Here is a 25,771-nt window from a genome sequence, read left to right on the forward strand (position 1 = left end):
CGGTATCCCCATCAGCGACAAGAATTCTTCCATGCACGCCGCCTTCTTCCGCGCACCCGGACTTCTCCTTGCGAAGCTCGCGGCACAGGCCTGCGTGTTCGCCACTGCGCAAACCGCCACGGCGCAGAACGCTCCCGCGATGCTGCCGGGCATCACCGTGCAGAGCACGCTGGGTGCCAGCCCTCTCGATCAGGCGCCCGCCTCGGTCACCGTGATCGACGGCGAGCGCGCGCGTGATCGCCAGTGGCAGGTGAATCTCTCGGAGGCCCTGCCCGGCGTGCCGGGCCTGCTGCTGCAAAACCGCCAGAACCATGCGCAGGATCTGCAACTGTCGATTCGCGGTCACGGTGCGCGCTCGACCTTCGGCGTGCGCGGCGTGCAGATTTTCGTGGACGGCATTCCCTCGACCATGCCCGACGGCCAGGGCCAGATCGGCCACATCGACCTGTCGTCCGCCGAGCGCATCGAAGTGCTGCGCGGCCCATATTCCGCGCTCTATGGCAATTCCGCAGGCGGCGTGCTCAGCGTCTACACCGAACGTGGTGAAGGCACGCCGCAGCTCCAGAGCCGTTTTGCGCTCGGCAGCGACGGCCAGAAGCGCGTCGGCCTCAAGGCAAGGGCGAGAGCAACGGCGTCGGCTATGTCGTCAGCGCGAGCCGCTACCTTACCGACGGCTGGCGCGCCCAGAGTGCCGCCGACAAGAACCTGTTGAATGCGCGCATCGACACCCAGACCGGCGAGGACGGGCAGCTCACGCTCGTGGCCAGCCACGTGAAGGTCAATGCGCTCGACCCGGGCGGACTCACCCCCGCAGACTGGGCCCTCGACCAGCGCGCCGTGGCACGCAATCCGCTCGACTACAACGCACGCAAGAACACGCGCCAGACCCAGACCAGCCTGACCTACGAGCGCCGCATCGACGGTGCCAACAGCCTGCGCATGATGGTCTATGCGGGCGAGCGCGAGATCGTGCAGTACCAGTCCATCCCGGCCGCCTCGCAGCAGGCCGCCACCAGCGCCGGGGGCGTGATCGACCTGCGGCGCGGCTACGGCGGCATGGATCTGCGCTGGGCACACGGCGCGGGCAGCGCATCGCGCGCGCCGAACCTGGTCGTGGGCCTCGCCGCCAACCTCGTCGAGGAAGACCGCCTCGGCTACAACAATTTCAGCAACGGGCGGCTCGGCGTGCAGGGCGCGCTGCGCCGCAAGGAACGCAACACGCTCACCAACATCGACCCATATGCCCAGCTCTCATGGTCGTTTGCGCCCGACTGGACCGCGCTGGCCGGCCTGCGCTGGAGCAACGTGCAACTGCGCTCACGCGACCGATACATCACCACCGGCAACGGCGACGACAGCGGCCGCACCGGCTTTCACCGCCTGCTGCCCATCGTGTCGCTCCAGCACCGCGTGAGCGACAGCGCGAACCTCTACGCCTCCCTCGGCAGCGGTTTGGAAACGCCCACCTTCAATGAAATCTCCTACCGCCCGGCAGGCGAGCCGGGACTGAACTTCGGTCTGCAACCCGCCACTTCGACGAGCGCTGAAATCGGCTGGAAGCAGCGCTATGCAATGGGCGACGACCTGCGCGGCGAATGGACCGCCGCCGTGTTCCAGACGCGCACGCGCAACGAGATCGTGGTCGCCGACAACACCGGCGGGCGCAGCAGTTTCCAGAACGCGGGCCGCACCGAGCGACGCGGCCTCGAACTCGGCAGCAGCACCTGGCTGTTCAACCGCCTCCAGCTCAACGCCGCATTCACCTGGCTCGACGCCACGCTCAGCCAGGGCTTTTGTGACACGAGGGCAGCGAACTGCGTGCCGCCGGGCAGGCGCATTGTCGGCACGGCGCGCACCCAGGCGTTTCTGGCCCTCGACTGGAAACCCGATGCCCGCTGGCGCGCCGGCATCGACTGGCGACACACCGGCTCCATCGCCGCCAACGACAGCAACAGCGTGCTCGCCTCCGCATACGGCGTGCTCGGTGTGAGCGCTGGCCATACGGCCCGCATCGGCGGCTGGAAAATCGACAGCTTCGCGCGCATCGACAACCTCGCCGATCGGAAATACGTCGGCTCGGTCATCGTTAACGACGGCAATGGCCGCTACTACGAAAGCGCGCCCGGCAGGCAATGGATGGTCGGAATGAGTGCGGCCTACCCGTTCTGACAACCGAAGGCCGCATCGGTCGATGCGAAATGCTTGACTCTGACATCGTGTCAAGGTACATCATGAAGCCATCAACCGGTTTCAACCAAGGAGCATCACCATGAAATACACATTCCAGGTTCAGGGCATGACCTGCGGTCATTGCGAACGCGCCGTGGTTCACGCCGTGCGCGAAGTCGATGCCGACGCCATCGTCCAGGTCGATCTGCCCACCGGCCAGGTCGTGGTGGAAAGCGACAAGTCGCGCGATGCCGTCGCGAACGCGATCACCGAAGAAGGCTACACCGTCGCCGCATGACGAAGCCTGCAACACCCTGGCCGGTAGCCATCGGTGTGGCGGCGCAGCGCGCCGGTGTCTCGGCGCGCATGGTGCGGCACTATGAATCGCTCGGTCTCCTGCCCGAGGTGGCGCGCACCGACAGCGGCTACCGCCAGTACACCGAGGCCGACGTGCACACGCTGCGCTTCATCCGCCGCTCGCGCGATCTCGGTTTTTCGATGGAAGAGATCGCCACGCTGCTCGGGCTGTGGAAGGACCGGGAACGCGCGAGTTCCCAGGTCAAGAAGGTCGCCCAGGCCCACATCGCCAATCTCTCCGAGCGCATCGCCGCGATGCAGACGATCCAGCGCAGCCTGCAATCGCTCGTGAAATGCTGCCACGGCGACGACCGGCCCGATTGCCCGATCCTCGATGATCTCGCCAATACACCGGAACTTGCCGCGAGGCATTGAAGATTCGCGACCCAGGTTCCTTCAAGCGAGCGGCAGCAGCCCCGACTCCACGCCCGGGATCACCGCGCGCAACTGCTCGATGAAGTAGCGCGTGGCTGGCCCGAGCACACGGTCGCGGCGGTGCATCAGGCCGATAACGCGGCGCGCATTCGGCGCAAAGATCGGTCTCGCAACCAGCCCGTCGAGATTCAGCTCGGGCAGCGCGAGACGCGGCAACAGCGCCACGCCAAGGCCATGGCGCGCCATCGATGCGGCAGTGATGATGTGGGTGACGTCGCAACGCGGCGCGACAGGCTCGGCGGAATCGTCATCATGGCTGCCCGCCTGTAGCCCCCGGTCGAACTGTTCGCGCGCATTCGAGCCGCGCGCCAGCAGCACCAGATCGTGCGCCAGCAACTGCTCCCAGCGGATGTTCGCCAAACCCACGAGCGCGTGACCGTGCGGGAAGACGGCATAGTAGCCGTCGGTCAGCAAGGGCTCGAAATGCAGATCCGGCGCGGCCTCGGACAGCGGCCCGATGGCGCATTCCACCTGATTGGTGCGCAGCATCTCCAGCAACTGATCGGTATGCGCCTCGATGACCCGCGACTGCAACGCCGGATGCACGGTGCGCAGCCGCGCCAGCGCATGCGGCACCAGCCCGAACGCGGCGGACGGCAGCGCCGCGACGATCACCGTGCCGCGCCGCGCGGCGGACAGATCGAGCGCGCTGCGATAGGCCTCTTCCACATCGGCGAGCGGCCGCTGTATGCGTTGCAGAAATTCCTCGCCCGCCTGCGTGAGCGCCACGCTGCGCGTCGAGCGCTCGAGCAGCTTGAGGCCCAGCGTGTCCTCGAGGTCCTGGATCTGCGCCGACAGCGACGGCTGCGTCACCCCGAGCGCACCGGCCGCGTGCGTGAACGAGCGGCTTTCCGCGACCAGCAGGAACGCCTTGACGGCCCGATATTTGATATTCATAGCCATGATCGATAAATCATAGACAAATATCGATTTGTGTTGATGAGTTGCAGCGGCTCCAATCGGGGGAAAACAATGAATCGGCTGCGAACGGAAACGGATTTCCGCCCCGCACAGATGCAGGAGACCTTGATGAACCATCGCCACCCCCGCCGTTTTGCCCTGCGCGCGTTGCTCGCCACCATCAGTTGCGCCGCAGCGGTGGTTGCCACACCGACCGCCCTCGCCCAGCAGAACTATCCCACCAAGCCGGTGCGCATGGTCGTGCCCTACCCGCCGGGCGGCGCCACCGACGTGATCGGTCGATTGATTGCCGACAAGCTGGGCGCGCAATGGGGCCAGGCCGTGGTCGTGGACAACCGTGCGGGCGCAGGCACTACCGTGGGCGCTGAGAACGTCGCCAAATCCGCACCCGATGGTTACACGCTCTACGAAACCACGGCCACGCACACCATCAGCGCAAGCCTGTACCCAAAGCTCAGCTACGACCCGATCAAGGACTTCACGCCGATCACGCTCACCGCGACGATTCCGCTGGTGCTGGTGACCACGCCGAAGATTCCCGCGAGGACCGTCGATGAACTGGTGAAATGGATCAAGGCCCAGCCCGGCGGCGCGAGCATGGGCTCGCCGGGCAATGGCAGCGTGCAGCACCTGACCGGCGAATTGTTCAAGACCCGGGTCGGCGTCAACACCGTCCACGTGCCCTACAAGGGTGCCGCACCGATGATCACCGACCTGCTCGGCGGCCAAGTGGACATGGCATTCGCCACGCTCTCCGAGGTGACGAGCTACATCAAGTCCGGCAGGCTGCATGCGATTGCGCTCGCCCACGACAAGCGCATGTCCGCCGTGCCGGACCTGCCCACCTTCGGCGAGCAGGGCATGAAGGGCTTCACCGGCGCGACCTGGTTCGGCACCTTTGCGCCCGCCAGACTGCCGCCCGAACTGCGCGACCGCATCTACAAGGACATTGCGGCCATCGTCGCGACGCCCGAGGTGACGAAAAAGCTCGAAGACATGGGCGCGGAGGTGAACAACCTCGCTCCCGCCGAGTTCTCCAGACTGATCGACGCCGAAGCCAGGCGCTGGGCCGAGGCGGTGAAGCTCTCGGGTGCCAGGATTGAGTGAGCGCGATCCGCGCGTCGCCCAATGGGCCAGCGTGGGCGATTTCGCAGATCGGCAACTTCGGGCCAGCTACCAGGCCCCTGCGCTCTGGACCATGGAAGCAGCGCAGATCGACGCCATCGCGGCAGGCATAGAACTGCTGGTCACCACCGTGCGCGCCGGTTGCAGCGCAGCGACCATCGCGCGCTTTCCCAGGCTGCGCGGCATCTGTAGCTGGGGCGCGGGCTTCGACACCATCGACCTCGCGGCCGCAAGAGCACGCGGCATTCAGGTCAGCAATACCCCGGCCGTGCTCGATGCCTGCGTTGCCGACATGGCGTGGGCGCTGATGCTGGCCACCGCGCGGCGCGTTGCAGAAGGTGATCGCCACGTGCGCGCCGGAGAATGGAAACAGCTCGGCCAATTCCCGCTCGGCCTGCGCGTGTCGGGCAAACGTCTCGGCATCGTCGGCATGGGCCATATCGGTCAGGCGATTGCGCGGCGTGGCCTGGGTTTCGACATGCAGGTGCGCTACACCGCGCGTTCGCCCCGCCCGCAGTTGCCGCACGGGTTCATGCAAAACCTCGTGGAACTGGCCGATTGGGCCGATTTTCTGGTGCTCGCCTGCGTGGGCGGCCCGTCCACACGGCACATCGTGAATGCTCAGGTGCTCGCCGCACTGGGCACCACCGGCATTCTGGTGAACATTGCCCGTGGCTCGGTCGTCGATCAGGAAGCGCTGATCGCCGCCCTGGTCCACAGAAAGATCGCAGGCGCGGGTCTCGACGTGCTCGAGGGCGAACCCGGCGCGCCAAAGATCATGCGCGGCCTGCCCCACGTCGTCTTCACACCGCACATGGCCAGCGCCACCACGGACACGCGCCTCGACATGCAGAAAAGCCTGCTCGCAAACGTGGACGCCTTCCTGCGCACCGGCACGCTGCTCGATCCGGTCTGAGCAGGCCCGGACGGAGTCACCGCCTCAGGAAGCGGCGGCAGGCTTGACGAAGGCCTCGACCTTGCCCTTCAAGGTGATCAGCAGCGGGCGGCCCTTGCGGTCCAGCGTCTTGCCTGCGGGCACCTTGATCCAGCCCTCGCTCACACAGTACTCCTCGACGTCAAAACGCTCCTTGCCATTGAAATGGATGCCGATGTCCTGCTCGAAGAACTCCGGCTTGTGGTGCGGGCTGCGAGGATCTACGGACAGGCGGTCGGGCAATGGGGGCAATGTGGAGTCGGTCACGGCTTCTCTTCCAGAGGATGTTCGAAAAGCCGTCATTGTCCCGCAAACCCCGGAGACTGCGCGAACCCGCAGCAGGACGGTGAGTTGTACAGCGCAGCGGATCCGCTGTGGTCAGCGCCGCCATGCAGCTTGCATTAGCTACATATTTAATAGCATAAAACACAATATCCATCGGAAAAAAGCCCTTCCACTACGCGAATCAACGCAGCTGTGGATAACATGACCAGAGCCTGCCGAATAACTCACCAGTTATACACAGGACGACGCGATGCGATGAACTTGTCCCCATTTCGGGTGCAGCGGCAACCGGGTCGGCTCCACACGCTTCTGAAACCCGCAAGCTGCTGATTCCAAAGCGAAAACACGGCTTGTCCACAAGCCCGGTCATCCCTACTATTACTAACATTCTTAAATAACATCAATAAAGAACAACCACAGAACAACCTCCGGGAAAAACGAAGCACCGTGAAATTGAACGCATGGTTGGACACGAAGCCAGAACCCGAAAAAAGGCAGTTATCCCGCAGAAACTGGAGATTTCCTGTGGATAACCCTGAATAACTCTGGATAACTCGCGGGCGTCGAAAAAAACGCTTTGGCAAAGCCAAAGCGTCTCGTCGGATACGGCAGCGCTTGGGCTTCCAGCGGGCCAAGGCGGCACCAACTCAGCGCAGCATGGCGTAGCCCACGCCGATGGCGGCAATCAGCCCTATGGCGTCTGCAAACAGCGCACAGGCCAGCGCATGGCGCGCGTGCCGCACCCCGACACTGCCGAAGTACACGGCCAGCACATAGAAGGTGGTTTCGGTCGAGCCCTGCACGATGGCCGCAAGCCGTCCGGCAAACGAATCCACGCCATAGGTCTGCAACACGTCGATCATCAACCCACGTGCCCCCGCGCCGGACAGCACCTTCATGAGCCCCACCGGCAGAGCGGGAAGAAAATCCGTATTCCAGCCCACGGCCGACACCATGCTGCCAATGCCCGCCAGCAGCGCGTCCATGCAACCCGCCGCCCGGAACACGCCGATGGCCACGAGAATGGCGATCAGGTAAGGCACGATCTGGATCGCCACGCTAAAGCCTTCCTTCGCGCCGTCGATGAACGCGTCATAGACGTTCACACGCCGCCAGGCGCCCACCAGCACGAACAGCATCACGATGCCCAGAATCACGCCCGCGCCCGTCGCACCGGCAATTTTTGCCGCCTGCTCGGCAGGCAATTGCGCCAGCGCCGCCACCGCCGCCGCGAGCAGGCCGCCCACGACCAGCACCGGCACCAGCAGCTTCGCGCGCCAGATCGGTAATCGCTGACAGACGGCCACGGCCAGCACGCCGGCCAGCAGCGAAATAAAGGTCACGAGCAGCGTCGGCAAAAAGATGTCCGCCGCATTGAAGCTCGAACCCAGCCCCTGCTTGAGCGCCACGCTCTGGCGAATCGCGATCACCGAGGTCGGAATCAGCGTGAGCCCGGCGGTGTTCATCACGACGAACATGATCTGCGCATTGCTCGCGGTGTCTGGCGCCTGCGTGTTGAGCGTCTGCAACTCGCGCATCGCCTTGAGGCCGAGCGGCGTGGCCGCGTTATCGAGCCCGAGCAGGTTGGCCGAGATGTTCATCGTCATCGCGCCCTGCGCCGCGTGCCCGTCCGGCACCCCGGGAAAAGCCGTCTGAGCAGCGGACTCGCGAGGCGCGCCAGAAGCTCGATCATCCCGGCCTTCTCGCCGACACGCATCAGCCCCAGCCACAGGCTCATGATGCCGGCCAGCCCCAGCGAAATTTCAAAGCCCGAACGCGCACCATCGAACATCGCCGTGAGCAATGCCTGAAAAATGCCATCGTCGCCCATGAACCACCGCCAGACGGCGGTGACGAAGGCCGCGGTGAAGAAGCCGATCCAGACCCAGTTGAGTGCCATCCCCGGATGGTAGCGGTTCGAGCGAATGTCGCGGCCGCGCGCCGTGTCGATCGAAAGCCGTGGCAGACTCATGCACCATGACCGACTCCACGCTGCTCGTTGCCGACGATCACCCGCTGTTTCGCGCGGCGCTGATCCAGGTGCTGCACGAACGTTTTCCACAGTTTCGGACGCTCGAGGCCGCCAGCGCACAGACACTCGGAGCTGCGCTCAAGGAACACCCGGAAATCGAACTCGTGCTGCTGGATCTCGCCATGCCGGGCGCGCGCGGCTTTTCATCGCTGCTGCACGTGCGCGGCGAGTACCCGGAAATCCCGGTCGTCGTGATCTCGTCGAACGAACACCCCCGCGTGATCCGCCGCGCGCAGCAGTTCGGCGCAGCAGGCTTTATCCCCAAATCATCCTCCGCCGACGACATGGCCGCAGCGATCCAGAACGTGCTCGACGGCGACCTGTCCTTCCCGCACACCGACGCCGAAACCTCCCAGGCCGACGCCGACCTCGCCGCCCGCCTCGCCCAACTCACACCGCAGCAGTTCCGCGTACTCATGTGCCTGGCCGACGGCCTGCTCAACAAACAAATCGCCCACGAACTCGGCCTCGCAGAAAACACCGTCAAGGTCCACGTCACCGCGATCCTCAAAAAACTCGAATGCTATAGCCGCACGCAGGCGGCGGTGCTGGTGAAGAGTCTGGAGCCGGAGAGTGGGGTTTGAGGGGGATGGTAGAGCTAGTCAGCTATCGTGAAAGAGTGGTGGGTTCGGGTAGAAGCGAGCGTTGAGCGGCGACGCCTCCAATGGCTGTCGAGCTATGCCATTGAGCGTTGACATCATCTAGGTTCGAGTTGAGAATGCGACTGGTCTTAGCCCCCGCTAAGTTTGCCAAGTTAAGCTGGGGCGAGGCGATAAGCTGGTTAGCAAAGATGCGCGAGCTAAACTTTGCCAAAACGTGATGCAGACCACGGCCAGCACCAGCATCCATCACGACGTTTACTTCAGCAGGCTTTGTCGCTTGATAGTTCGTTATTCCCGTTGCCGTCATGGCAACTTCCGCAGCGGATCGCTCTGTTTGTGGACTGACTACCGGGGTGCCATTCAACCAGCTTCATGATAGGCGCAGTCGGTGCGAAAACGCTAACGCAGCCGTTGCCAGTCACCACGAGCCACTCACGTCGACGATTCTGGTACTGCTGCAGCACAGCTTCTTCGTGGCACCAACCGCCCTCCGCAACTTCCAACACTGGATACCCCGGTACGAATCCCTCCGAACTCCAGTACCTCGACAGCTCAAGCTCATCGAGATAGCGGAAAGCAGAAGCGTCTGGAAACCAAACATCCAGTCCAGAGACCACTCCATCAGCACGGGTCTCTCGAACTATACGCACAGTCAGTCCCGCTGATGAAAAGCTTAATCTTTCAATGTTGGACCCCCAATGAACTTCGCGGGCTGTGCCATAGGGTTGAGTTTTAAAGCGCATAGCGTCATGTAAAGTATATGAACCTGCATGCCATTTTTATTCGTTGAATTATCCAAGCTAGGCTACCCCCATACATTGGCCAAATCACCCCAACTGATCAACCAGCAGATCACGCACTTCGCTGATAAGGCGGGTTTCATTACGACGCGAAGGCAGCATCTGAAAGCTCACGGAACCCAGCGCAGGCAGTCGCGCGGCGCGCGCGGGTACGATTTCCACACCCTCGCACAGAGCAGACTCGGGCAGGCATGCATATCCGAGTCCGGCGGCTAGTGCCGACTGCATGCCGGCGACGCCGGAGGCCACGTGAACCACGTCGAACGGCAGCTTGCGCTGTATGAGGCTCTTCTCGGCGAGCAGCCGCAGCGAGCAGCCTTCGGTCAGCGTAACAAGCGCAATAGGCTCGCCACGGGGCGGCAGCATCGCGCGCGCTGCCATCCAGCGCAAGGGCTCGGTTCGCAATAGATGAGCGCGTGCGGTCTTCTTGCCGTCGGCGCGCATGGTGATTGCGATGTCGAGGTTTCCCGCGGCATGCTCCGATTCCACCGTGAGGCTCTTTCCCATGACCACACGCATGCGCACGCCCGGGTGCTGCGCGGCCAATCTTGCAAGCAATTGCGTGCGTTCGTTGGGCCTGAAATAGTCGGTGACGCCAAGCCGCAATTCGCCCGAAAGCGGCACGCCGTGCAGATCCCGCCAGACCTCGTCGCTCAATGCCAGCAACTTGCGCGCATGAGCGAGCAGTATCCGCCCCGCTGGTGTGGGAACGACGCCTGACTTGCTGCGCACCAGCAAAGATTGGCCCGCGCGATCCTCCAGTTTCAATAGCTGCTCGCTCGCCGCCGATTGCGAGAGGAATACTTTCGCCGCACCAGCGGTCACGCTGCCCGCGTCAACCGCATGCACGAAGGTTCGGAGCTGCTCGATATCAAAGGCTTGCATGCATGACCACCTGTGTGGATTGTCAAAAGTGAAGGACGGATTTTCAACGAAAAAGTCAACAAATTATCCACCGGATATTCCGATGGATACCAACCAATAATCCCGTTTTACCGGCACCCAAAGATCGTCCAGAATTCTCATACCGTTTGACAACAACACAGGTGTACACAACATGCCTCATATCCTTTTGCATCACTCCGGCCCCGTGGACGCTGCACTGGCCCGCAGCAGTGTGGACAAGGTCATGGACCTCACTTGCCGCGTGCTTGGAAAAAAACCGGAGGTGATCTCCATACAGGTGTTGTTCACACCCGAAGATCAATGGTTCATCGGCGCAAGCACGCTCGCGGAATCGGGTCGCAGTGCATTTCATCTCGATATCAGTGTGACCGACGAGACCAATACCAAGGCCGAGAAGGCGCAGTTCATTCGCGAGTTGTTCGACGCAATGAAAAGTCTGCGCCCCAATCTGCATGACGTGAGCTATGTCTACGTGATCGACGCACGCGCGGCGGCCTATGGCTACGGCGGCAAGACACAGGAGTACCGGCATCAGCAAGCCGGCGTGTGAACCGGCCCTAATCGCCCTCGGTCTCCCGCAGCCGCAGCATCGTCTGGCTTACGAGCGCACGCAGTGCCGAAGGTCTTACGGGCTTGTAGAGCATCGCCCAGCCGCGCTCTGCGGCGTGGCGGCGCAGGGCGATGTCGCGTTCGGCGGTGACCAGGATCGCCTGCGGCGAATGCTGCCAGAGGGCGGCGAGTTGGCTGTACAGGTCGGGCCGTGGAACGTGCCCATGCGCACGTCGAGCAGCACCAGTTGCGGGGCTTTGTTGCCGCGTTGCGCGAAATCGAGCGCGGCCTGCGGACCGGCTGCGAGCGGGACGTCGCAGCCCCAGCGTTGCAGCAGCGCGCCGGTGGCGGAACAGGTGGGTGCGTCGTCGTCGATGTACCAGACGCGCAGGCCCTTCAAAGGCAGTTCGCCCTGCGCATCCGCTGCTGCGGCCGAAGGTGCGATGCGGGTGGGCGCCATCGGCTGGCTTGCAAGCGGCACCTCGACCCAGAACACGCTGCCCTTGCCCAGTTCTGAACGCAGACCGATCGTGTGGCCCAGCAGCTTGCCCAAGCGTTCGACAATGGCGAGCCCGAGGCCCGCGCCGCGATCCTGGTCGTGGCCTTCGTTCAGGCGGCGGAACTCCTCGAAAATCTCGCGTTGCAGGTCGTCAGGTATGCCCGGGCCCTGGTCGTGAATCTCGATGCGCAGATGGTGTTCGCCCTGTCTGCGGCAGCCAATCAGCACGCGTCCCTTGGGTGTGTAGCGAATCGCGTTGGACAACAGGTTTTGCAGAATGCGCCGCAACAGCGCCTCGTCGCTGTGCACCGCGTAACGCGAGTTCACTGCACTGAGTTTCAGCCCACGGCTTTGCGCGATGATGCCGAAGTTGTGTTGCAGGACCTGGAGCAACGGCCCGAGTGCGAAGTCGCGCATGCGCACGTCGAGCTGGCCCGACTCCATGCGCGAGATGTCGAGCAGGCTGTTGAGAATGCCGTCCTGCGCGGCGAGCGCGCCCTCGATGCTGTCGGCCACCTGGCGGCCCGCATCGTCATGCAGATGGCTGCGCAGCAGCGAGCCGAACATGCGCGCGGCGTTCAGCGGTTGCAACAGGTCGTGCACGGCGGCGGCGACAAAGCGCGTCTTGTAGCGGTTGGCGGATTCCGCCTCGCGCCTGGCCTGATCGAGATCGCGGGTGCGCTCGGCGATGCGCTGCTCCAGCGTGTCGGCCAGCGAACGCAGTTCGCGCGCGGCGTTCTTGTAGCTCGTGATGTCGGCATAGCTCGTCACGAAGCCGCCATCGGGCATGGGGTTGCCGCGAATCTCGAGCACCGTGCCGTCGCTCTTGGCGCTTTCGTGCAGATGCGACGTGCCTTCGCGCAGATGATCGAGGCGGCGTTGGATCGCGTCTTCGCTGGGATTCGGCCCGAGCAGTCCGCGCCTGGCATTGTGGCGAATCAGCGCTTCCACGGGCGCGCCCACGCGCATCAGATCGGGTGGGAACTTGAACAACTGCACGTAGCGCGAATTCCACGCGACGAGTTGCAGGTCCGAGTCGATCACCACCACACCTTGCGGCAGATGCTGCAGGCTGCGCGAAAGCCCGGTATCGGCCTGCTTGGCCGCCTGCAGAATGCCGTCCTGCGCGGTACGCAGCTCCTGTGCATGCTGGTGCAGCACGGTCTCCAGTTCCTGCCGACTTTTCTGGCGAAGACTGGACAGTCGCTGGCGCTGGCGCACGAACAGCACCAGCATGGCGAGCGCGAGCCAGACTCCGGCCGCCGTGATTGCCGCCCAATAGCTGGCGATGGTGCTGGCGCGCGTGTTGTGCAGCAGATGCAGATGCCATGGGGAATCGGGCAGCGGGATCGAGCGCCAGAGTACCGGGCCGTTCAGCAGCGGATCGTTGATCCGGGCCAGAGAGCCGCCGTCCGTGAGCTTTCTTTCGACGTGAAATTCGAGGGCCTGATCGGCTGGTCGGAGTACTGCCGCGTGGCGTTCATGTCCGCGAGATCCTGCGCGGTGAGTGGGGAAAAATGGCGATAGCGCCACTCGTCATGGTTGGCGAGAAACACCACGTTGTGCGCATCGGAGGCCAGCACGATGTCGCGCGTCTGCTGCCATCCGCGTTCCAGCTCGCTCAGCAGAATCTTGATGGCGATGAGCCCGGTCACGCGGCCGCGTTCGTCCTCGATGGCGCGCGACAGAAAATAGCCCGCTTCGCCGGTCGTCATGCCGATGCCGTAGAAGCGGCCACGGCGCTCGGCGAGAGCCTGCGTCACATAGGGACGAAAGCTGTAGTCCTCGCCGACGTTGCTGTGCTCGTCTTTCCAGTTGCTGGCCGCCAACGCGCGGCCTTCCAGGTTGATCAGCGTGAGCGTGGACGAATGGCTCGCGCCGTTGGCCTCCTCGAGCTTGCGATTGAGCGCGTCCACCTCGCTTGCGCCGAGCGGATGCGTGAGTGCATCGCGCAGTTGCGGATCGAGCGCCAGCACCTCCGGCAGAGTGCGGTAGCGGTCGATGCGCTGTGACAGCTCCTGCCCATAGAGCGTGAGCTGGCGCTGCACCAGATCGCTCTCGTTTTGCAGTGAACGGTGCAGCGCGTACTGGCTCGCGAGCAGCATGCATGCGCACATGCCGGCAAGCACGGCCAGAACGGTCCACAGAATTCGACGACGCGAGGAAGGCATGGCTGGAGTGTGCAGGGCTCGGCGATGCCTGCGCGAGGTCCGGGGGCTAAGTAGTTACCCCAATCCCGTGGGCCCGCTCTCCAATGAAGCGCGCATCGCCTAATACCAATGTGTTATCGCCAGCCGATGGCGCTGGTCGTACAACCCGAACCATACGCCAATCTGGAGGCTCCACGCGCGCGCTGCCGCCAGCGCTGCCTGAACGATCCGATGGGCGCAAACCCGTTTCGAGACTTCGGAGAACCCCACATGCAACCCATTCCACAGACCTCCGCACCGCCGGTGCATTTGCCGTTTTATCGGCAGTTGTATTTTCAGGTGATCTTCGCCATCGTCCTTGGCGTGCTGCTGGGTTATTTCGAGCCGCAATACGCGCAGCAGTTCAAGCCGCTTGGTGATGCGTTCGTGAAGCTCGTGAAGATGATCATCGCGCCGGTGATCTTTCTGACCATCGTGACCGGCATTGCGGGCATGACGCAGTTGCGCACGGTGGGCCGCGTTTTCGCGAAGACCATGGTGTATTTCCTGTTCTTCTCCACGCTCGCGCTGATCGTGGGTCTGGTCGTGGCGCACGTGGTCCAGCCCGGCGCGGGCATGCACATCAACGTGGCGGACCTCGATCAGAAGGAAGTGCAGGGCTACGTGAGCAAGTCGCACGAGATGACGCTCACCGGCTTTCTCATGGACATCATCCCCAAGACGCTGGTGAGCCCCTTTGTGGGCGACAACATTCTGCAAGTGTTGTTCGTCGCCGTGCTGTTCGGCATTTCGCTCGCGATGTCTGGCGAGCGCGGCAAGCCTGTGCTGAGTTTCCTCGAGTCGCTGACAACGCCGGTGTTCAAACTGGTTCATATCCTCATGAAGGCCGCGCCCATCGGTGCATTTGGTGCCATCGCCTTCACGATCGGAAAATTTGGTCTGGGATCGCTGGTCAACCTGGCCTGGCTGGTCGGGACGTTCTATCTCACGTCGCTGCTGTTCGTGCTCGTGATCCTCGGCGCCGTGGCGCGCGCCTGTGGCTTCTCGGTGACCAAGCTCGCGCGTTACCTGAAGGCGGAACTGTTGCTCGTTCTGGGCACGTCCTCGTCCGAATCGGCACTGCCCTCGCTCATGGAAAAGATGGAAAAAGCCGGTTGCAGCAAGTCCGTCGTAGGCCTGGTCGTGCCGACCGGCTACTCGTTCAATCTGGACGGCACCAACATCTACATGACACTGGCCGCGCTGTTCATCGCACAGGCGACCGACACCCATCTCACGCTGGGCCATCAGATCATGCTGCTGCTGGTGGCGATGCTCAGTTCCAAGGGCGCGGCGGGCGTCACGGGCGCTGGCTTCATCACGCTGGCCGCAACGCTGGCCGTGGTGCCCGAGGTCCCCGTTGCCGGCATGGCGCTGATTCTCGGCGTGGATCGTTTCATGAGCGAATGCCGTTCGCTCACCAACTTCATGGGCAACGCGGTGGCGACCGTGGTGGTGTCGAAGTGGGAAAATGCGCTGGACTATACGAAGCTCAACGCGGCGCTGAATGGTCAGCAGGTCGATCTGGATGACCTTCCATTGAACGCCAAGCAAGCCTGATCAATGGCTTGAATAATCGCCGCGTTCACGCGGGACGACACCGGAACCCCATGGCACGTTAGACCGGCCATGGGGTTTTTCTTTGCGTCGTTCAGAACGGCGGATCGTCTTCCTCTTCACCGTGGGTGACGACAGCCGCGGACTGGTCCACAGCCGCCGGTTGCCTGTCCGCGTCGGAGCGCGCGGTGGCCGTGGTTGTCGCGCCGCCCAGCTCGGTACGCCCTTCTCCGCCAAGCGCTTCGACCAGATCGGGCAGCAGCTTGCTCAACTCGCCCGTAGCAATCGCCACGTCGGCGTCAAAGCCCGCGTCGTCCTGCTTCTGGCCCTCGAAGACCGTGTCGAGGAACGACACCTTCTTGATCTGCAGACTCTCGGTGAGCACGAACGACACGCGGTCGTCCCAGCTCATCGCGAGCTTGGTGGGCAGCTTGCCCTGGTCGATGTGTTCGCGGATTTCGTCGATGTCGAGCGGATGGCGCGAATAGCGCACCACGGCCTTGGCCTCGTCGGCGCTTTTGAGTTCGCATTCGCGGTCGACGCTGAAACCCACCGGCGGCTCCTGCTCCTTGAGCCAGTGCGCCATGCAGGCCTGGGGCGATTCCTGCGTGTCGAGCAGCGCCACCGCAAAGCCGGGCAGCGCTTCGACCAGCATGGTCACGACCTCGTCGGCCCTGCCCTGGCTGCCCGCATCGAGCACCAGCAGATAGGCCGCTGGATCGATCCAGACCCAGGTCGAGCCCTGCTTGGTGAACGCCATCGGCAGCAGGTCGAGCTTGGCCTCTTCCTTGAGTTCCTTGCTTTCCTTCTTGCCGGGCTTGCGGCCGGTTTCCTGCTCGATGCGCTCGGCCTTTTCCTTGACCTTGCGTGCCAGCACCGAACCGGGCAGCACCTTGGCCTCGCTCATGAGGCGCAGAATCCACTGTCCACCAACCGATTCGACGAGCGGGCCATGCTCCTCGCCACGTGGCGGCACCCAGCCCACGGATCGCTCCTGCGTCGCGCCGCATTCCTCGAACACGGACTTGGCGAGCGCCTCTTCCAACTGCGTCAACTCCGTCTGCCAAGACTCGGCGATGCGATACACGATCATGTTTTTGAACACGATGACTATCCGTCCTTCACTTTGCGAAATACCTGAGATGTGGATTCCCGGGAATCCACTGCATACCTTCATTGTCACGCAAAGCCGGTCCCGGGCCGCCGCTGTGGCGAGGGCCCCGGATTCACGCAGAAATTCGTAGAACTTTACACAGATTGAAATTCAGCACACGCGGGCGATACATGGCGATTCCACACTTCATACCAAGCGCCGGGGTTCTTGTTCTGCCATTTTCACCTGCCCTCCCATCGGGCGGACACCCCCGGCGCCCCGCTCCCGAGGAAAACACGAGAAGTTTTTTCACGATTCACGAAAGGAATCTCATCATGGCTCGCTTCACTACCCGTACCTTTGCCGCAACCGCCCTGGCTACTGCCATGTTTGCAGTTTCAGCCGGCTCCGCGTTCGCGCAGGCCGCAGCACCCGCAGAGGTCGCTCCCGCTGCATCCGCACCGGCTCCTGCTGGCGCCAAGTCTGGCGAGCGCGGACAGCGCATGACGCCCGAGCAGCGTCAGGACCGCATGGCCAAGCGCGCCGATGCCTTCAAGCAGAAACTCAAGATCACTGCTGATCAGGAACCCGCCTGGAACGCGTTCCAGCAATCCATGCAGCCCAACAAGGACCGCGCGGATCAGGCCCGTCTGGACCGCAAGGAAATGGACAAGCTGACGACGCCCGAGCGCATCGACCGCATGCGTGCGATGCACGCCCAGCGTTCCGCCGAGATGGACCGCCGTGGAGAAGCCGTGAAGACCTTCTACGCCACCCTCAAGCCCGAACAGCAAAAGGTGTTCGATGAGGAAAGCAAGCGCATGATGCATCGCTTCGGCCACGGTGGTGAACATGGTCACCACAAGGGCGGCGAACACCGCCGTGGCGGTCACGATGGCAAGCACCATCAGCAGCGCCAGCAGGGCAAGTCGGCCGCTCCGGCCACGCCCGCTGTGCCGACACCGGTTCAGTAAAGACCAGCGAACGGGCGAGCCACCCCGTTCCGGAAAGCCCGCGACCTTGTGTTGCGGGCTTTTTTTGTGGTTGTCCACAGCCGGTTGTGTTGACCGCGCTTTCGTCAGTGCGCGGCCAGCACCTACAGGGGACCGGGTGCTGCTGGCGCTATCGTTATGGGTATAACAAACATTTACCAAAATCGCATCCCCATGTCGCCCGTTGTCCCTCAATCCGCACTTCCACACAACATCGCAACGCAGTCATCCCCGCGCTGCCGAACGCGGAATCGGTTGGTTTTATCCAGTCTGGTGTTGCTCGCCACCTTCGGTGCGAGCGTTGCCGTGGCCCAGACACCCACCGCCGCCACGCAAGCGGATCTGGCCCTCGCCAAGTCGGTCTACGTGCAGGGAAGCTGGGCCGAGCATGGCACCGACGGCGCCACCCTGGGTATGACTCTGCCGTGGCAATGGCGCAGGGACCTCTGGAACGGAGAGGTGCGCGGCCATTGGGACGCCTATGTCACCCGCCTGAGTTTCGACGGAGCGCGCGACTACAACCACACGTGGCTGATCGGCCTCGTGCCGACGCTGCGCTGGCGCCCCGATGCGGGCCGCTCGCCGTGGTTTGTCGAGGCCGGAATTGGCGTGACCTACATGAGCGACCGCTATGTGACGGTGCACAAGGAATTCAGCACCTCGTTCAACTTCGCCTCGCATCTGGGCCTGGGCTACAACTTCGGCGCGCAGCGGGCGCATGAAATGCAGGTGCGCTACGAGCACCTGTCCAACGCCGGTATCGATCACCCCAACCCCGGCGAAAACACGCTGCAGTTGCGCTACGCGTATCACTTCTGAACAGGAAGCGAACGGTTTATCCCCAGCCATGGCGCTCACCTGATCGCCTTGTGGAAAAGCCTGTAGAGAGTTTCGAGGGCAAGTCTGAATTGTCCACAGCTCCGTGAAAAATCGGAAAGTTGTTCCCATTTCCACCGCAGGAAAACGGGACCGGCGGGCACATGGTTCAAAATTTTCCAAGTGCCTGTCGGCATTGGTGCAATGGCAGTTATCCACAATACGGCGGGTGCTTTACTACTAACAACAAAGAGATATAAGACTGTTCATCAATAACATTGGCGCTATCCATGAACACGACAGCTCCCGTCGCACTCGTCACCGGCTCAACGAGCGGAATCGGGGCCGCCATCGCCCGGCGTCTGGCGCGCGATGGCTACTCCGTCGTGCTGCACTCGCGCAGCAGTGTCGAACTCGGGACATCGATGGCCAGGGATCTGCCCGGTGCCAGCTATCTGCAGGCCGATCTCGCGCATGAAGAAGCGCGCGAGCGGCTGGTGCGGCAAGTGTTGCAGGAGCGCGGCCAGCTCGACGTGCTGGTGAATAACGCGGGGATAAGTCAGGTGATCCCGCATGGCGACCTGCTTGCGGCCACGCCCGAGGTCTGGCGGGAACTGCATGAAGTCAACGTCGTCGCTCCGTTCCGCTTGATTGCGCATGCCCAGAAGGCGCTCATCGCGTCCGCAGAACTGCGCGGCAAGCCGGCCTGCGTGGTCAACGTGAGCTCGCACGCGGGCGTGCGCCCCAAGGGCGCATCCATCCCCTACGCTGCCAGCAAGGCGGCCCTCAATCACATGACCCGGCTGCTGGCGCTGAATCTGGCCCCGGCGATTCGCGTCAATGCCGTCGCGCCGGGGCTGGTCGACACGCCCCTCACCCAAGGCTGGACCGCCGCCCAAGCACTGTGGAGCGAAAAATCCCCGATGAGGCGCGCAGCCCAACCCGAAGACATCGCGCAGGTGGTGGCGATGCTGGTGGCGTCGGACTATCTGACCGGCGAAGTGGTGCTATCGGATGGCGGGCTGAATCTGACCTGAGCTGGCGTGCGGCAAACGACAAGGGCTGCGAGTTGTCCACAAGCAGCCCTTCCGTCATCGTTCCGTATGCGCGTGCTTAGTTCGTGGGAATCGCCAGACCCGGCAGACTCACGGTGCCGAGGCCGAGCCAATTGCCGTGGCGGTCGCGGGTGCGCACGAAGAATGAGGGATAGGTCTCGGCAGTGTTTCTGTGAAACGGGTTGACCGTGATTCTGGCGGTGCCCCGCCACCTGTTGGCTTCCACCGGAGGTTCCAGCAAAACGCAAAGCATCGAGTTCGGATCGCGGCGTTGCGGCTCCTGCATGCAGCGGACGGTGCCCTCTGCATTCACGGCATCTCCGCGCACTATCTGTGTCAGCTTCACCCAGCTTGCCAGATGGGGTTCGGCAGCATTCCACTGAACGTAGTATTCGCCGAGAAGATGTTCCATGCCGACGCCTGGCGGTTCGAATTCGAGTCTGCGTATGGTCCTGGCTTCTTCGCCTGGCAAGCTCACACTGCCCGTGGCCATGTCGCTGTAGATATGGGAATAAATGGGAGAAAAAGCAAGTTTGAGCGTTCCCGCAGTCGTTGCTTCATGACCAGACCGGGCCGGACCTCCAAAGTAGCGACCTCCGGCGTATCGAACGATCGGCATCTCCGCGGTCGTCGCACCCGCCGATGAGGACGACGATTTCAGGCTGCCCGATCCCATGTGAAAGGTCGGCTCGCCGTTGGCAAGATAATCCGAGGTCTGGGCGATGATCGTGTTGTCCTGGACATCCAGGAAAACACCTCGGCCCGGTGCGCCGGTATTCTCATCGACGATCATCCAGGCTCCGCTGGCGGGGAGAAGCATGATGTGGGAGTAGCCGTCGCAGTAGCCGGTGATGCATAGGCCGTCCATTGCCATCTCGGGAGCAGCATAGGTGCGTATGCTTCGCTGGTCAGGGTCGTTGCATGGCTCACTGCAACTGGCGCTGCCCAAGCTCCAGCCATTCAGCGTCCAGCGCGCGCCCGGCGCCGACTTTGGCTGAATCACGCCCACAATGTCGCGGCCGAGGGGGCGAAGACGAACACGCTGGATGTCCAGCGCACTCGGCACGGGCGCAGCGCCGTCGTCGAAGTCAGGGGCCGTGCAGTCCAGCGCCTGCGTTGATCGATCCAGTGTGCAGTGCAGAGAATCGTGAGCCGGACCGGTTGAATTCAGTTCTCCAGGCATGGGGCTCGCCGTGAGTGTGAGTGCGCCGCTCTCGTCGAGCCGCAACAGGCCTTCCCAAAGCCTGTGTGAGCCATCGGCCGCCATCGTCACACCCTGAAATCCCCATCGTCGTCTGGTGCCTTTGAGGGGATCGTCCGAAAGCTGTGTCCACCAATACGGAAGCTTCTCGGGCACCAGGAACCGCGCAATCGGCTGCACAGGTTCGCCCGGAAACTGTACGGTGCCATTGAGCCCGTCGGTGAACCTCACCGCGACGTTTCCAGCCGTACCGTTCGACACGGCGTCTTGCGCGGGACCACCGAGATAGCGACCGCCCTTGAAGCGCAGCAGCGGCACGGTCATCGACGCCGCGTCGTCGAGTTGTCCCACGGCAGTATGAAACGTGCCCGCGCCGCTCTGCTCGTAGTTGAACACCTGCAGAAACGCCGTATGGCCCTGCACGTCGAGCGAGAAACCACGCCCCGGCTGGCCATTGTTTTCCGAGGGAATCATCCACAGCCCGGCCTGCGGCGTGAACTCACGAGCGGCCCAGCCGGGGAGCGCGCAAAACAGGGCCATGGCCGGTACAAGGTGGCGCAGAAAGGCTTTTCGCATCGTCATCTTCTCGGTCTCCCATATCGGCATGGCTGCCATCGCTCCGGGTCATTGTGCAGGAACCGGGGAGATGCAGGGTTCTGGAAATTCAGCACCGTGCCAACAGGCGATCACCGTTCTTTTACTTGCCACTCAGCAAGCCCGCGCAGCAGTTTCTCGCACTGCTGCACCGGTAGTGCATGGAGAGAACGCGAGGCTCAGCGCCCTGCCCGCTTCTCGCGCCTTGCCCGCACGGCCTGCGCCAACTGTTCGAGTACCGGCACGGTCTGGTCAAAGCTGATGCAGGCGTCGGTCACCGACACGCCGTGCCGGAGTTCCTGCCCTTCCACGATGTCCTGACGGCCTTCCTCCAGGTGGCTCTCGATCATCAGACCCATGATGCGCGAGTCGCCCTCGGCGACCTGCCTGGCGACGTCTTCGGCGACGACGATCTGGCGTGCGTGCTGCTTGCTGCTGTTGGCGTGCGAGAGGTCGATCATCACCTGCTCGCGCAGTCCCGATTTCTTCAGCAGTTCGCAGGCGGCATTGACGTCTTCGGCGCTGTAGTTGGGCTGCTTGCCACCGCGCAGGATGACGTGGCAGTCCTTGTTGCCGCGTGTCTCGAAGATGGCGCTTTGGCCCATCTTGGTCATACCCATGAAGGCATGGACCGACTCGGCGGCGAGGATGGCGTCCGATGCCACCTTGACGCCGCCGTCCGTGCCGTTCTTGAAACCCACGGGGCATGACAGGCCGCTCGCGAGCTGGCGATGGCTCTGGCTCTCGGTCGTGCGCGCGCCGATTGCGCCCCAGCTCACGAGGTCGCTGATGAATTGCGGCGACAGCAGATCGAGGAATTCGGTTGCCACGGGCAGGCCGAGTTCGAGGATGTCGAGCAGCAGCGCACGGGCCATCTGCACGCCCTCGTTGATGGCAAAGCTGCCGTCCATGTGCGGATCGTTGATGTAGCCCTTCCAGCCGACCGTGGTGCGTGGCTTCTCGAAATACACGCGCATCACGACGATCAACTCACTGGCCAGAGCCTCGGCCTGCGTCTTGAGTTTGCAGGCGTATTCCATGGCCTGGTCGTGGTCGTGGATCGAGCACGGGCCGACCACGACGACAAGGCGGTCGTCCTGGCCATGGAGCACGCGCGAGATCGCGGCGCGGCTGTGCTCGACCACGTCCAGCGCCGAGGGCGGCGTGGGCAGCCATTCCTGTAGCAACGCGGGCGTGACCAGGGGGCGGACCTGCTTGATGCGCACGTCGTCGATGCGCGTGGTGTCCAGCGTGGAAATCTTGGGCTTCGCAGATGCGGAGGACGACGTGGGGATGATGGTCTGAGTCATGGTGCCTCCATTGTCCCGCAATGCGATTACCCGGCTCCGGGCGAGCCTTGGCCGGTCAAAGCAGTGAGCGTCATCGTCACATCGGGTGGCGGCGTTCGTGCCTAGAACCGCCGATAGACCGTCGGCTGCCTGGCCCAGTATTTGGAGCTGAGCGAATCCAGCCGCACCGTGCCCCCGTGGAGGGCGCGTGCACGAAGCGCCCTTCTCCGACGTAGATGCCAGCGTGCGTCGGCGTGCCGCGCCCGAACACCACCAGATCGCCCACGCGCAAGTCGCTTTTGGAGATGGCCTGGCCGAATTCATCGAGTTGCGCCACCGTGCGCGGCGGTGATACGCCCGCGCGGCTGCGGTAGACATAGCCGATGAGGCCGCTGCAATCGAATCCGCTGTCCGGCGTATTGCCGCCATAGCGATACGGCGTGCCGACCAGGCCCATCGCGTGGATCGCGATGTCGTCGGCCTGCTCGGACGAGAGCCGTGAAACGCCCTGCCCGAAGAGCGCGAGGAATGAGGAGTCGGTGTGGAACTGCAACCCGCAATCAGCACGGCGGCAGCCAGCATCAGGCAATGAAGTGCTCGCATGGACTGCAAGGGTAGCAGCAGCGCGCGTTTCGCCCAAACGGTTTTCCCTGCAAGCGGCGCGCGATTGTCCGCCGCCCGCGGCTCATGCTCCCGTCACAGCGTGAAGATCTTGCCGGGATTGAGAATGTTTTTGGGATCGAGCGCCTGCTTGATGGTGCGCATCATGTCCACCGCGCCGGCACCGGTTTCCTCCAGCAGAAAGCCGATCTTGTGGATGCCTATGCCGTGCTCGCCAGTGCAGGTGCCGCCGAGCCGGATCGTGCGTTCGACGAGCCGGTGATTGAGCGCCTCGGCCTTCACGCGTTCTTCGGGAATGCCGGGGTCGATCAGGTAGCCGAAATGGAAATTGCCGTCGCCCACGTGGCCCACGAGAAAATACGGAATGCCGCTGTCGTCCGCTTCCTGCACCGAATCGAGCAGCGCGTCGGCCAGCCGGCTGATCGGCACGCAGGTGTCGGTGCTGATCGCGCGGCAGCCCGGGCGCGATTGCAGGGCGGCGAAATAGGCGTTGTGGCGCGCGGTCCAGAGACGCGTGCGTTCCTCCGGCGTGGTGGCCCATTCGAACGATTGACCGCCCCACTCCTTGGCGAGTTCCTGCACGCTCTCGGCCTGTTCCTGCACGCCAGCGGGCGAGCCGTGGAATTCCATGAGCAGCAAGGGTTCCTCGCGCAGCGTGAGCTTGCTGTGCGCATTCACCATGCGCACCGAATTCGCGTCGATCAGTTCCACGCGCGCAATCGGCACGCCGAGCTGTATGGTCTGGATCACGGTGCGCACGGCCGCTTCGATGCTCGGGAACGAGCAGATCGCGGCGCTCACCGCTTCGGGCAGCGGATACAGGCGCACGGTGATTTCGGTGAAGATGCCCAGCGTGCCTTCGCTGCCCACGAGCAGTCGCGTGAGGTCGTAGCCCGCTGCGCTTTTCCTGGCGCGCGTGCCGGTGCGGATCACCTCGCCGTTGGCGGTGACGACCTGGAGCGCCAGCACGTTCTCGCGCATCGTGCCGTAGCGCACGGCATTGGTGCCGCTGGCGCGCGTCGAGGACATGCCGCCGATGCTCGCGTCCGCGCCCGGATCGATTGGAAAAAACAGTCCCGTGTCCTTGATCGCCTCGTTGAGTTGCTTGCGCGTGATGCCGGGCTGCACGGTGACGGTGAGGTCATCGGCATCGACCGAGAGAATCTTGTTCATGCGGCTCACATCGATGCTGATGCCGCCCTGGATCGCCAGCAGATGCCCTTCGAGCGACGAGCCCGCGCCGTAGGGGATCACGGGGACCTCGTACTCTGATGCGAGCCTGACCGCGTCGGCCACGTCCTCGGTGCTTTCGGCAAACACCACGGCCGACGGAGGAGGCGCCTGGAGCGAGCCTTCGTCGCGACCATGCTGTTCGCGTACCGCCTGGGCCGCAGAGAACTGTGTGCCGAACCGCTGCGCGAGCGCATCCAGAAACGCCTGCGGCACGGGGCGCAGTTGCAGTTTGGGCAGCAGGTGGGAGGCGTCGGTGGGGCGTTCATGCGGTTCTCCGGGACAGGCTGATGGAACGGATGCCCATTCTAGATTTCGCAGGCCGCCACACCCCTGTGGATAACCATGCCGTTGCTTTGGAGGCTTGGAAAAAACAAAAACCCGTTCGCGCCCTGGAGTACAACGCGAACGGGTTTCTACCGTCAGTGCGGAACGAACATCTCTACCTGTGTTCTGCAATGCGGTGTCAGGAACTCTGTGCTGCTGCGCGATCCCGTGAGTCGGCGTCACCGCTGGCTGCTGTCCTTGACGGGTGCTGGTGTGGTGGCTGGCTGCGCCGGTGCGGGCTTTTGCTCGCGGGTGGCGGGGGCTGCGGACGGGCCGATGGTGGTGCCGGATTGTTTGGCTTGGCTGGTCTGGGCAGTGCGGGTATCCCGTGCGGGCGCGGTCTGGGCCTGAACCGCTGCGCCGCCCACCGTGAAGGCCGCGAACAGCATGACACTTCGGGCATCAAACCAGGTGCGTGGCATACGACGTTGCTTCGACTGATTCATGGTCTGGAACTCCAAAAGATGTTGAACACGGCTCTATTGCACCGCAGCACAGGCAAGCGATCCAGCACTTTTGCCCGTTGTTGCTCGCCTCCTCATTTGCCGCCTTGTTGTAAAGCACAATGGAGAACTTGCGTAGCAACTGAGGAGATCACATCCCATGGGTAACCGTTTGACACAGATTGCGACCCGTACCGGCGACGATGGCACTACCGGCCTTGGGGACAACACACGCGTGTCCAAGAACAGTGGTCGTCCGCATGCCATGGGGGACGTCGATGAACTCAATTCGCACATCGGTCTGCTGCTTTGCGAAACACTGCCTGACGAAGTGCGCGAACTGCTCTTCGACGTACAGCACCAGCTCTTCAATCTGGGCGGCGAGCTGTCGATCCCGGGCTTTGAACTGCTCAAGGACGATGGGCTCTTGCAGCTCGACAACGCGCTCGCGCACTACAACGCGCAACTGCCGCGTCTCCAGGAATTCATTCTGCCCGCAGGCACGCGCGCCGCAGCGCAGGCCCATGTGTGCCGCACCGTTGCGCGCCGCGCCGAGCGGGCCGTGGTCGCGCTTCAGGACAGCGAGAGCGTTCGCGCCGCGCCGCGCCAGTATCTGAATCGCCTGTCCGATCTGCTGTTCGTGCTGGCGCGCGTGCTCAATCGCGTCGATGGCGGCGACGATATCTACTGGAAAAGCGAGCGCCTCGCACGCGCGGCCAGCACGCACGAGTGACGCGGGCGTGAAGCGGT

The 25,771-nt window shown here is 63.3% G+C and carries 19 protein-coding genes and 4 pseudogenes; 12 read left to right on the forward strand and 11 right to left on the reverse strand.

Annotated elements, in window-relative coordinates; all coding sequences use genetic code 11:
- Positions 1–31 precede the first annotated feature (31 nt).
- The 3 genes and pseudogenes from H9K75_RS12980 (at position 32) to cueR (ending at position 2,901) form a co-directional block, all read left to right on the forward strand.
- Positions 32–2,169: pseudogene (locus tag H9K75_RS12980) on the forward strand (TonB-dependent receptor family protein).
- Between the two features lie 100 nt (positions 2,170–2,269).
- On the forward strand, positions 2,270–2,467 hold the full coding sequence (locus tag H9K75_RS12985) for a heavy-metal-associated domain-containing protein (RefSeq protein WP_187722996.1): 198 nt from the start codon (positions 2,270–2,272) through the stop codon (positions 2,465–2,467).
- Complete coding sequence (cueR, locus tag H9K75_RS12990) at positions 2,464–2,901, forward strand: Cu(I)-responsive transcriptional regulator (protein ID WP_187722997.1); 438 nt, start codon at positions 2,464–2,466, stop codon at positions 2,899–2,901. Before H9K75_RS12985 ends, cueR begins: the two co-directional genes overlap by 4 nt.
- A 21-nt stretch (positions 2,902–2,922) precedes the next feature.
- On the opposite strand, the gene H9K75_RS12995 is transcribed toward cueR, so the two are convergent.
- Positions 2,923–3,864 carry a LysR family transcriptional regulator gene (locus H9K75_RS12995; protein ID WP_187722998.1) on the reverse strand — a complete coding sequence of 314 codons (942 nt, stop codon included), beginning with the start codon at positions 3,862–3,864 and terminating at the stop codon, positions 2,923–2,925.
- 126 nt (positions 3,865–3,990) lie between these two features.
- Here H9K75_RS12995 and H9K75_RS13000 point away from each other — a divergent pair, with 126 nt between their 5' ends.
- On the forward strand, positions 3,991–4,989 hold the full coding sequence (locus tag H9K75_RS13000; protein ID WP_187722999.1) for a Bug family tripartite tricarboxylate transporter substrate binding protein: 999 nt from the start codon (positions 3,991–3,993) through the stop codon (positions 4,987–4,989).
- Positions 4,982–5,923 (forward strand): 2-hydroxyacid dehydrogenase, encoded by a 942-nt coding sequence (locus H9K75_RS13005; RefSeq protein ID WP_404826442.1) that lies wholly within the window; start codon positions 4,982–4,984, stop codon positions 5,921–5,923. The genes H9K75_RS13000 and H9K75_RS13005 overlap by 8 nt, the downstream gene beginning before the upstream one ends.
- 24 nt (positions 5,924–5,947) lie before the next feature.
- On the opposite strand, the gene H9K75_RS13010 is transcribed toward H9K75_RS13005, so the two are convergent.
- Together H9K75_RS13010 and H9K75_RS13015 are read right to left on the reverse strand one after the other, a co-directional pair.
- Positions 5,948–6,208 carry a DUF3297 family protein gene (locus tag H9K75_RS13010; protein ID WP_226858159.1) on the reverse strand — a complete coding sequence of 87 codons (261 nt, stop codon included), beginning with the start codon at positions 6,206–6,208 and terminating at the stop codon, positions 5,948–5,950.
- A gap of 665 nt (positions 6,209–6,873) precedes the next feature.
- Positions 6,874–8,126: pseudogene (locus tag H9K75_RS13015) on the reverse strand (nucleoside recognition domain-containing protein).
- 77 nt (positions 8,127–8,203) lie between these two features.
- Between H9K75_RS13015 and H9K75_RS13020 the strand changes: the two are divergent.
- Positions 8,204–8,842, forward strand: coding sequence for a response regulator (locus H9K75_RS13020; RefSeq protein ID WP_187723001.1), 639 nt, complete (start codon positions 8,204–8,206; stop codon positions 8,840–8,842).
- An 845-nt stretch (positions 8,843–9,687) separates the two neighbouring features.
- On the opposite strand, the gene H9K75_RS13030 is transcribed toward H9K75_RS13020, so the two are convergent.
- Entirely contained in the window at positions 9,688–10,545 is an 858-nt protein-coding gene (locus tag H9K75_RS13030; protein ID WP_187723003.1) for a LysR family transcriptional regulator, read from the reverse strand.
- Positions 10,546–10,717: 172 nt separating this feature from the next.
- On the opposite strand from H9K75_RS13030, the gene H9K75_RS13035 reads away from it, so the two are divergent.
- Entirely contained in the window at positions 10,718–11,116 is a 399-nt protein-coding gene (locus H9K75_RS13035) for a tautomerase family protein (protein WP_187723004.1), read from the forward strand.
- A 7-nt stretch (positions 11,117–11,123) separates the two neighbouring features.
- Here H9K75_RS13035 and H9K75_RS13040 read toward each other — a convergent pair.
- Positions 11,124–13,785: pseudogene (locus H9K75_RS13040) on the reverse strand (hybrid sensor histidine kinase/response regulator).
- A gap of 249 nt (positions 13,786–14,034) precedes the next feature.
- On the opposite strand from H9K75_RS13040, the gene H9K75_RS13045 reads away from it, so the two are divergent.
- Positions 14,035–15,363 (forward strand): dicarboxylate/amino acid:cation symporter, encoded by a 1,329-nt coding sequence (locus H9K75_RS13045; protein WP_187723005.1) that lies wholly within the window; start codon positions 14,035–14,037, stop codon positions 15,361–15,363.
- 91 nt (positions 15,364–15,454) lie between these two features.
- Here the strand turns inward: H9K75_RS13045 and H9K75_RS13050 are convergent, their stop codons facing one another.
- The gene (locus H9K75_RS13050) at positions 15,455–16,465 is read right to left on the reverse strand and encodes a recombination-associated protein RdgC (RefSeq protein WP_187723006.1); all 1,011 of its coding nucleotides are present in this window, start codon (positions 16,463–16,465) and stop codon (positions 15,455–15,457) included.
- Positions 16,466–16,788: 323 nt separating this feature from the next.
- Between H9K75_RS13050 and H9K75_RS13055 the strand changes: the two genes are divergently transcribed.
- From H9K75_RS13055 to H9K75_RS13065, 3 genes are all read left to right on the forward strand, one after another.
- The gene (locus H9K75_RS13055; protein ID WP_187723007.1) at positions 16,789–17,427 is read left to right on the forward strand and encodes a Spy/CpxP family protein refolding chaperone; all 639 of its coding nucleotides are present in this window, start codon (positions 16,789–16,791) and stop codon (positions 17,425–17,427) included.
- A 291-nt stretch (positions 17,428–17,718) separates the two neighbouring features.
- Positions 17,719–18,264: an acyloxyacyl hydrolase gene (locus tag H9K75_RS13060; protein WP_226858165.1), complete on the forward strand. Its 546-nt coding sequence runs from the start codon at positions 17,719–17,721 to the stop codon at positions 18,262–18,264.
- Between the two features lie 287 nt (positions 18,265–18,551).
- Positions 18,552–19,298, forward strand: coding sequence for an SDR family NAD(P)-dependent oxidoreductase (locus H9K75_RS13065; RefSeq protein ID WP_187723009.1), 747 nt, complete (start codon positions 18,552–18,554; stop codon positions 19,296–19,298).
- 76 nt (positions 19,299–19,374) lie between these two features.
- Here the strand turns inward: H9K75_RS13065 and H9K75_RS13070 are convergent, their stop codons facing one another.
- The 5 genes and pseudogenes from H9K75_RS13070 to H9K75_RS13090 all read right to left on the reverse strand — a co-directional run bounded on the left by H9K75_RS13070 (position 19,375) and on the right by H9K75_RS13090 (position 25,024).
- Positions 19,375–21,099 carry a hypothetical protein gene (locus tag H9K75_RS13070; RefSeq protein WP_187723010.1) on the reverse strand — a complete coding sequence of 575 codons (1,725 nt, stop codon included), beginning with the start codon at positions 21,097–21,099 and terminating at the stop codon, positions 19,375–19,377.
- A 191-nt stretch (positions 21,100–21,290) separates the two neighbouring features.
- Complete coding sequence (locus H9K75_RS13075) at positions 21,291–22,421, reverse strand: 3-deoxy-7-phosphoheptulonate synthase (protein ID WP_187723011.1); 1,131 nt, start codon at positions 22,419–22,421, stop codon at positions 21,291–21,293.
- 101 nt (positions 22,422–22,522) lie between these two features.
- Positions 22,523–23,003, reverse strand: a pseudogene (locus H9K75_RS13080) (C40 family peptidase).
- Positions 23,004–23,096: 93 nt separating this feature from the next.
- Complete coding sequence (locus H9K75_RS13085; protein WP_404826347.1) at positions 23,097–24,467, reverse strand: FAD-binding oxidoreductase; 1,371 nt, start codon at positions 24,465–24,467, stop codon at positions 23,097–23,099.
- 290 nt (positions 24,468–24,757) lie between these two features.
- The gene (locus tag H9K75_RS13090) at positions 24,758–25,024 is read right to left on the reverse strand and encodes a hypothetical protein (protein WP_187726172.1); all 267 of its coding nucleotides are present in this window, start codon (positions 25,022–25,024) and stop codon (positions 24,758–24,760) included.
- 157 nt (positions 25,025–25,181) lie between these two features.
- Between H9K75_RS13090 and H9K75_RS13095 the strand changes: the two genes are divergently transcribed.
- Positions 25,182–25,754, forward strand: a complete 573-nt coding sequence (locus tag H9K75_RS13095) for a cob(I)yrinic acid a,c-diamide adenosyltransferase (protein WP_187723012.1) — start codon at positions 25,182–25,184, stop codon at positions 25,752–25,754.
- The last annotated feature ends 17 nt before the right edge of the window (positions 25,755–25,771 follow it).

Source organism: Diaphorobacter aerolatus, from assembly GCF_014489535.1.
Classification (GTDB): Bacteria; Pseudomonadota; Gammaproteobacteria; order Burkholderiales; family Burkholderiaceae_C; genus Diaphorobacter_A; species Diaphorobacter_A aerolatus.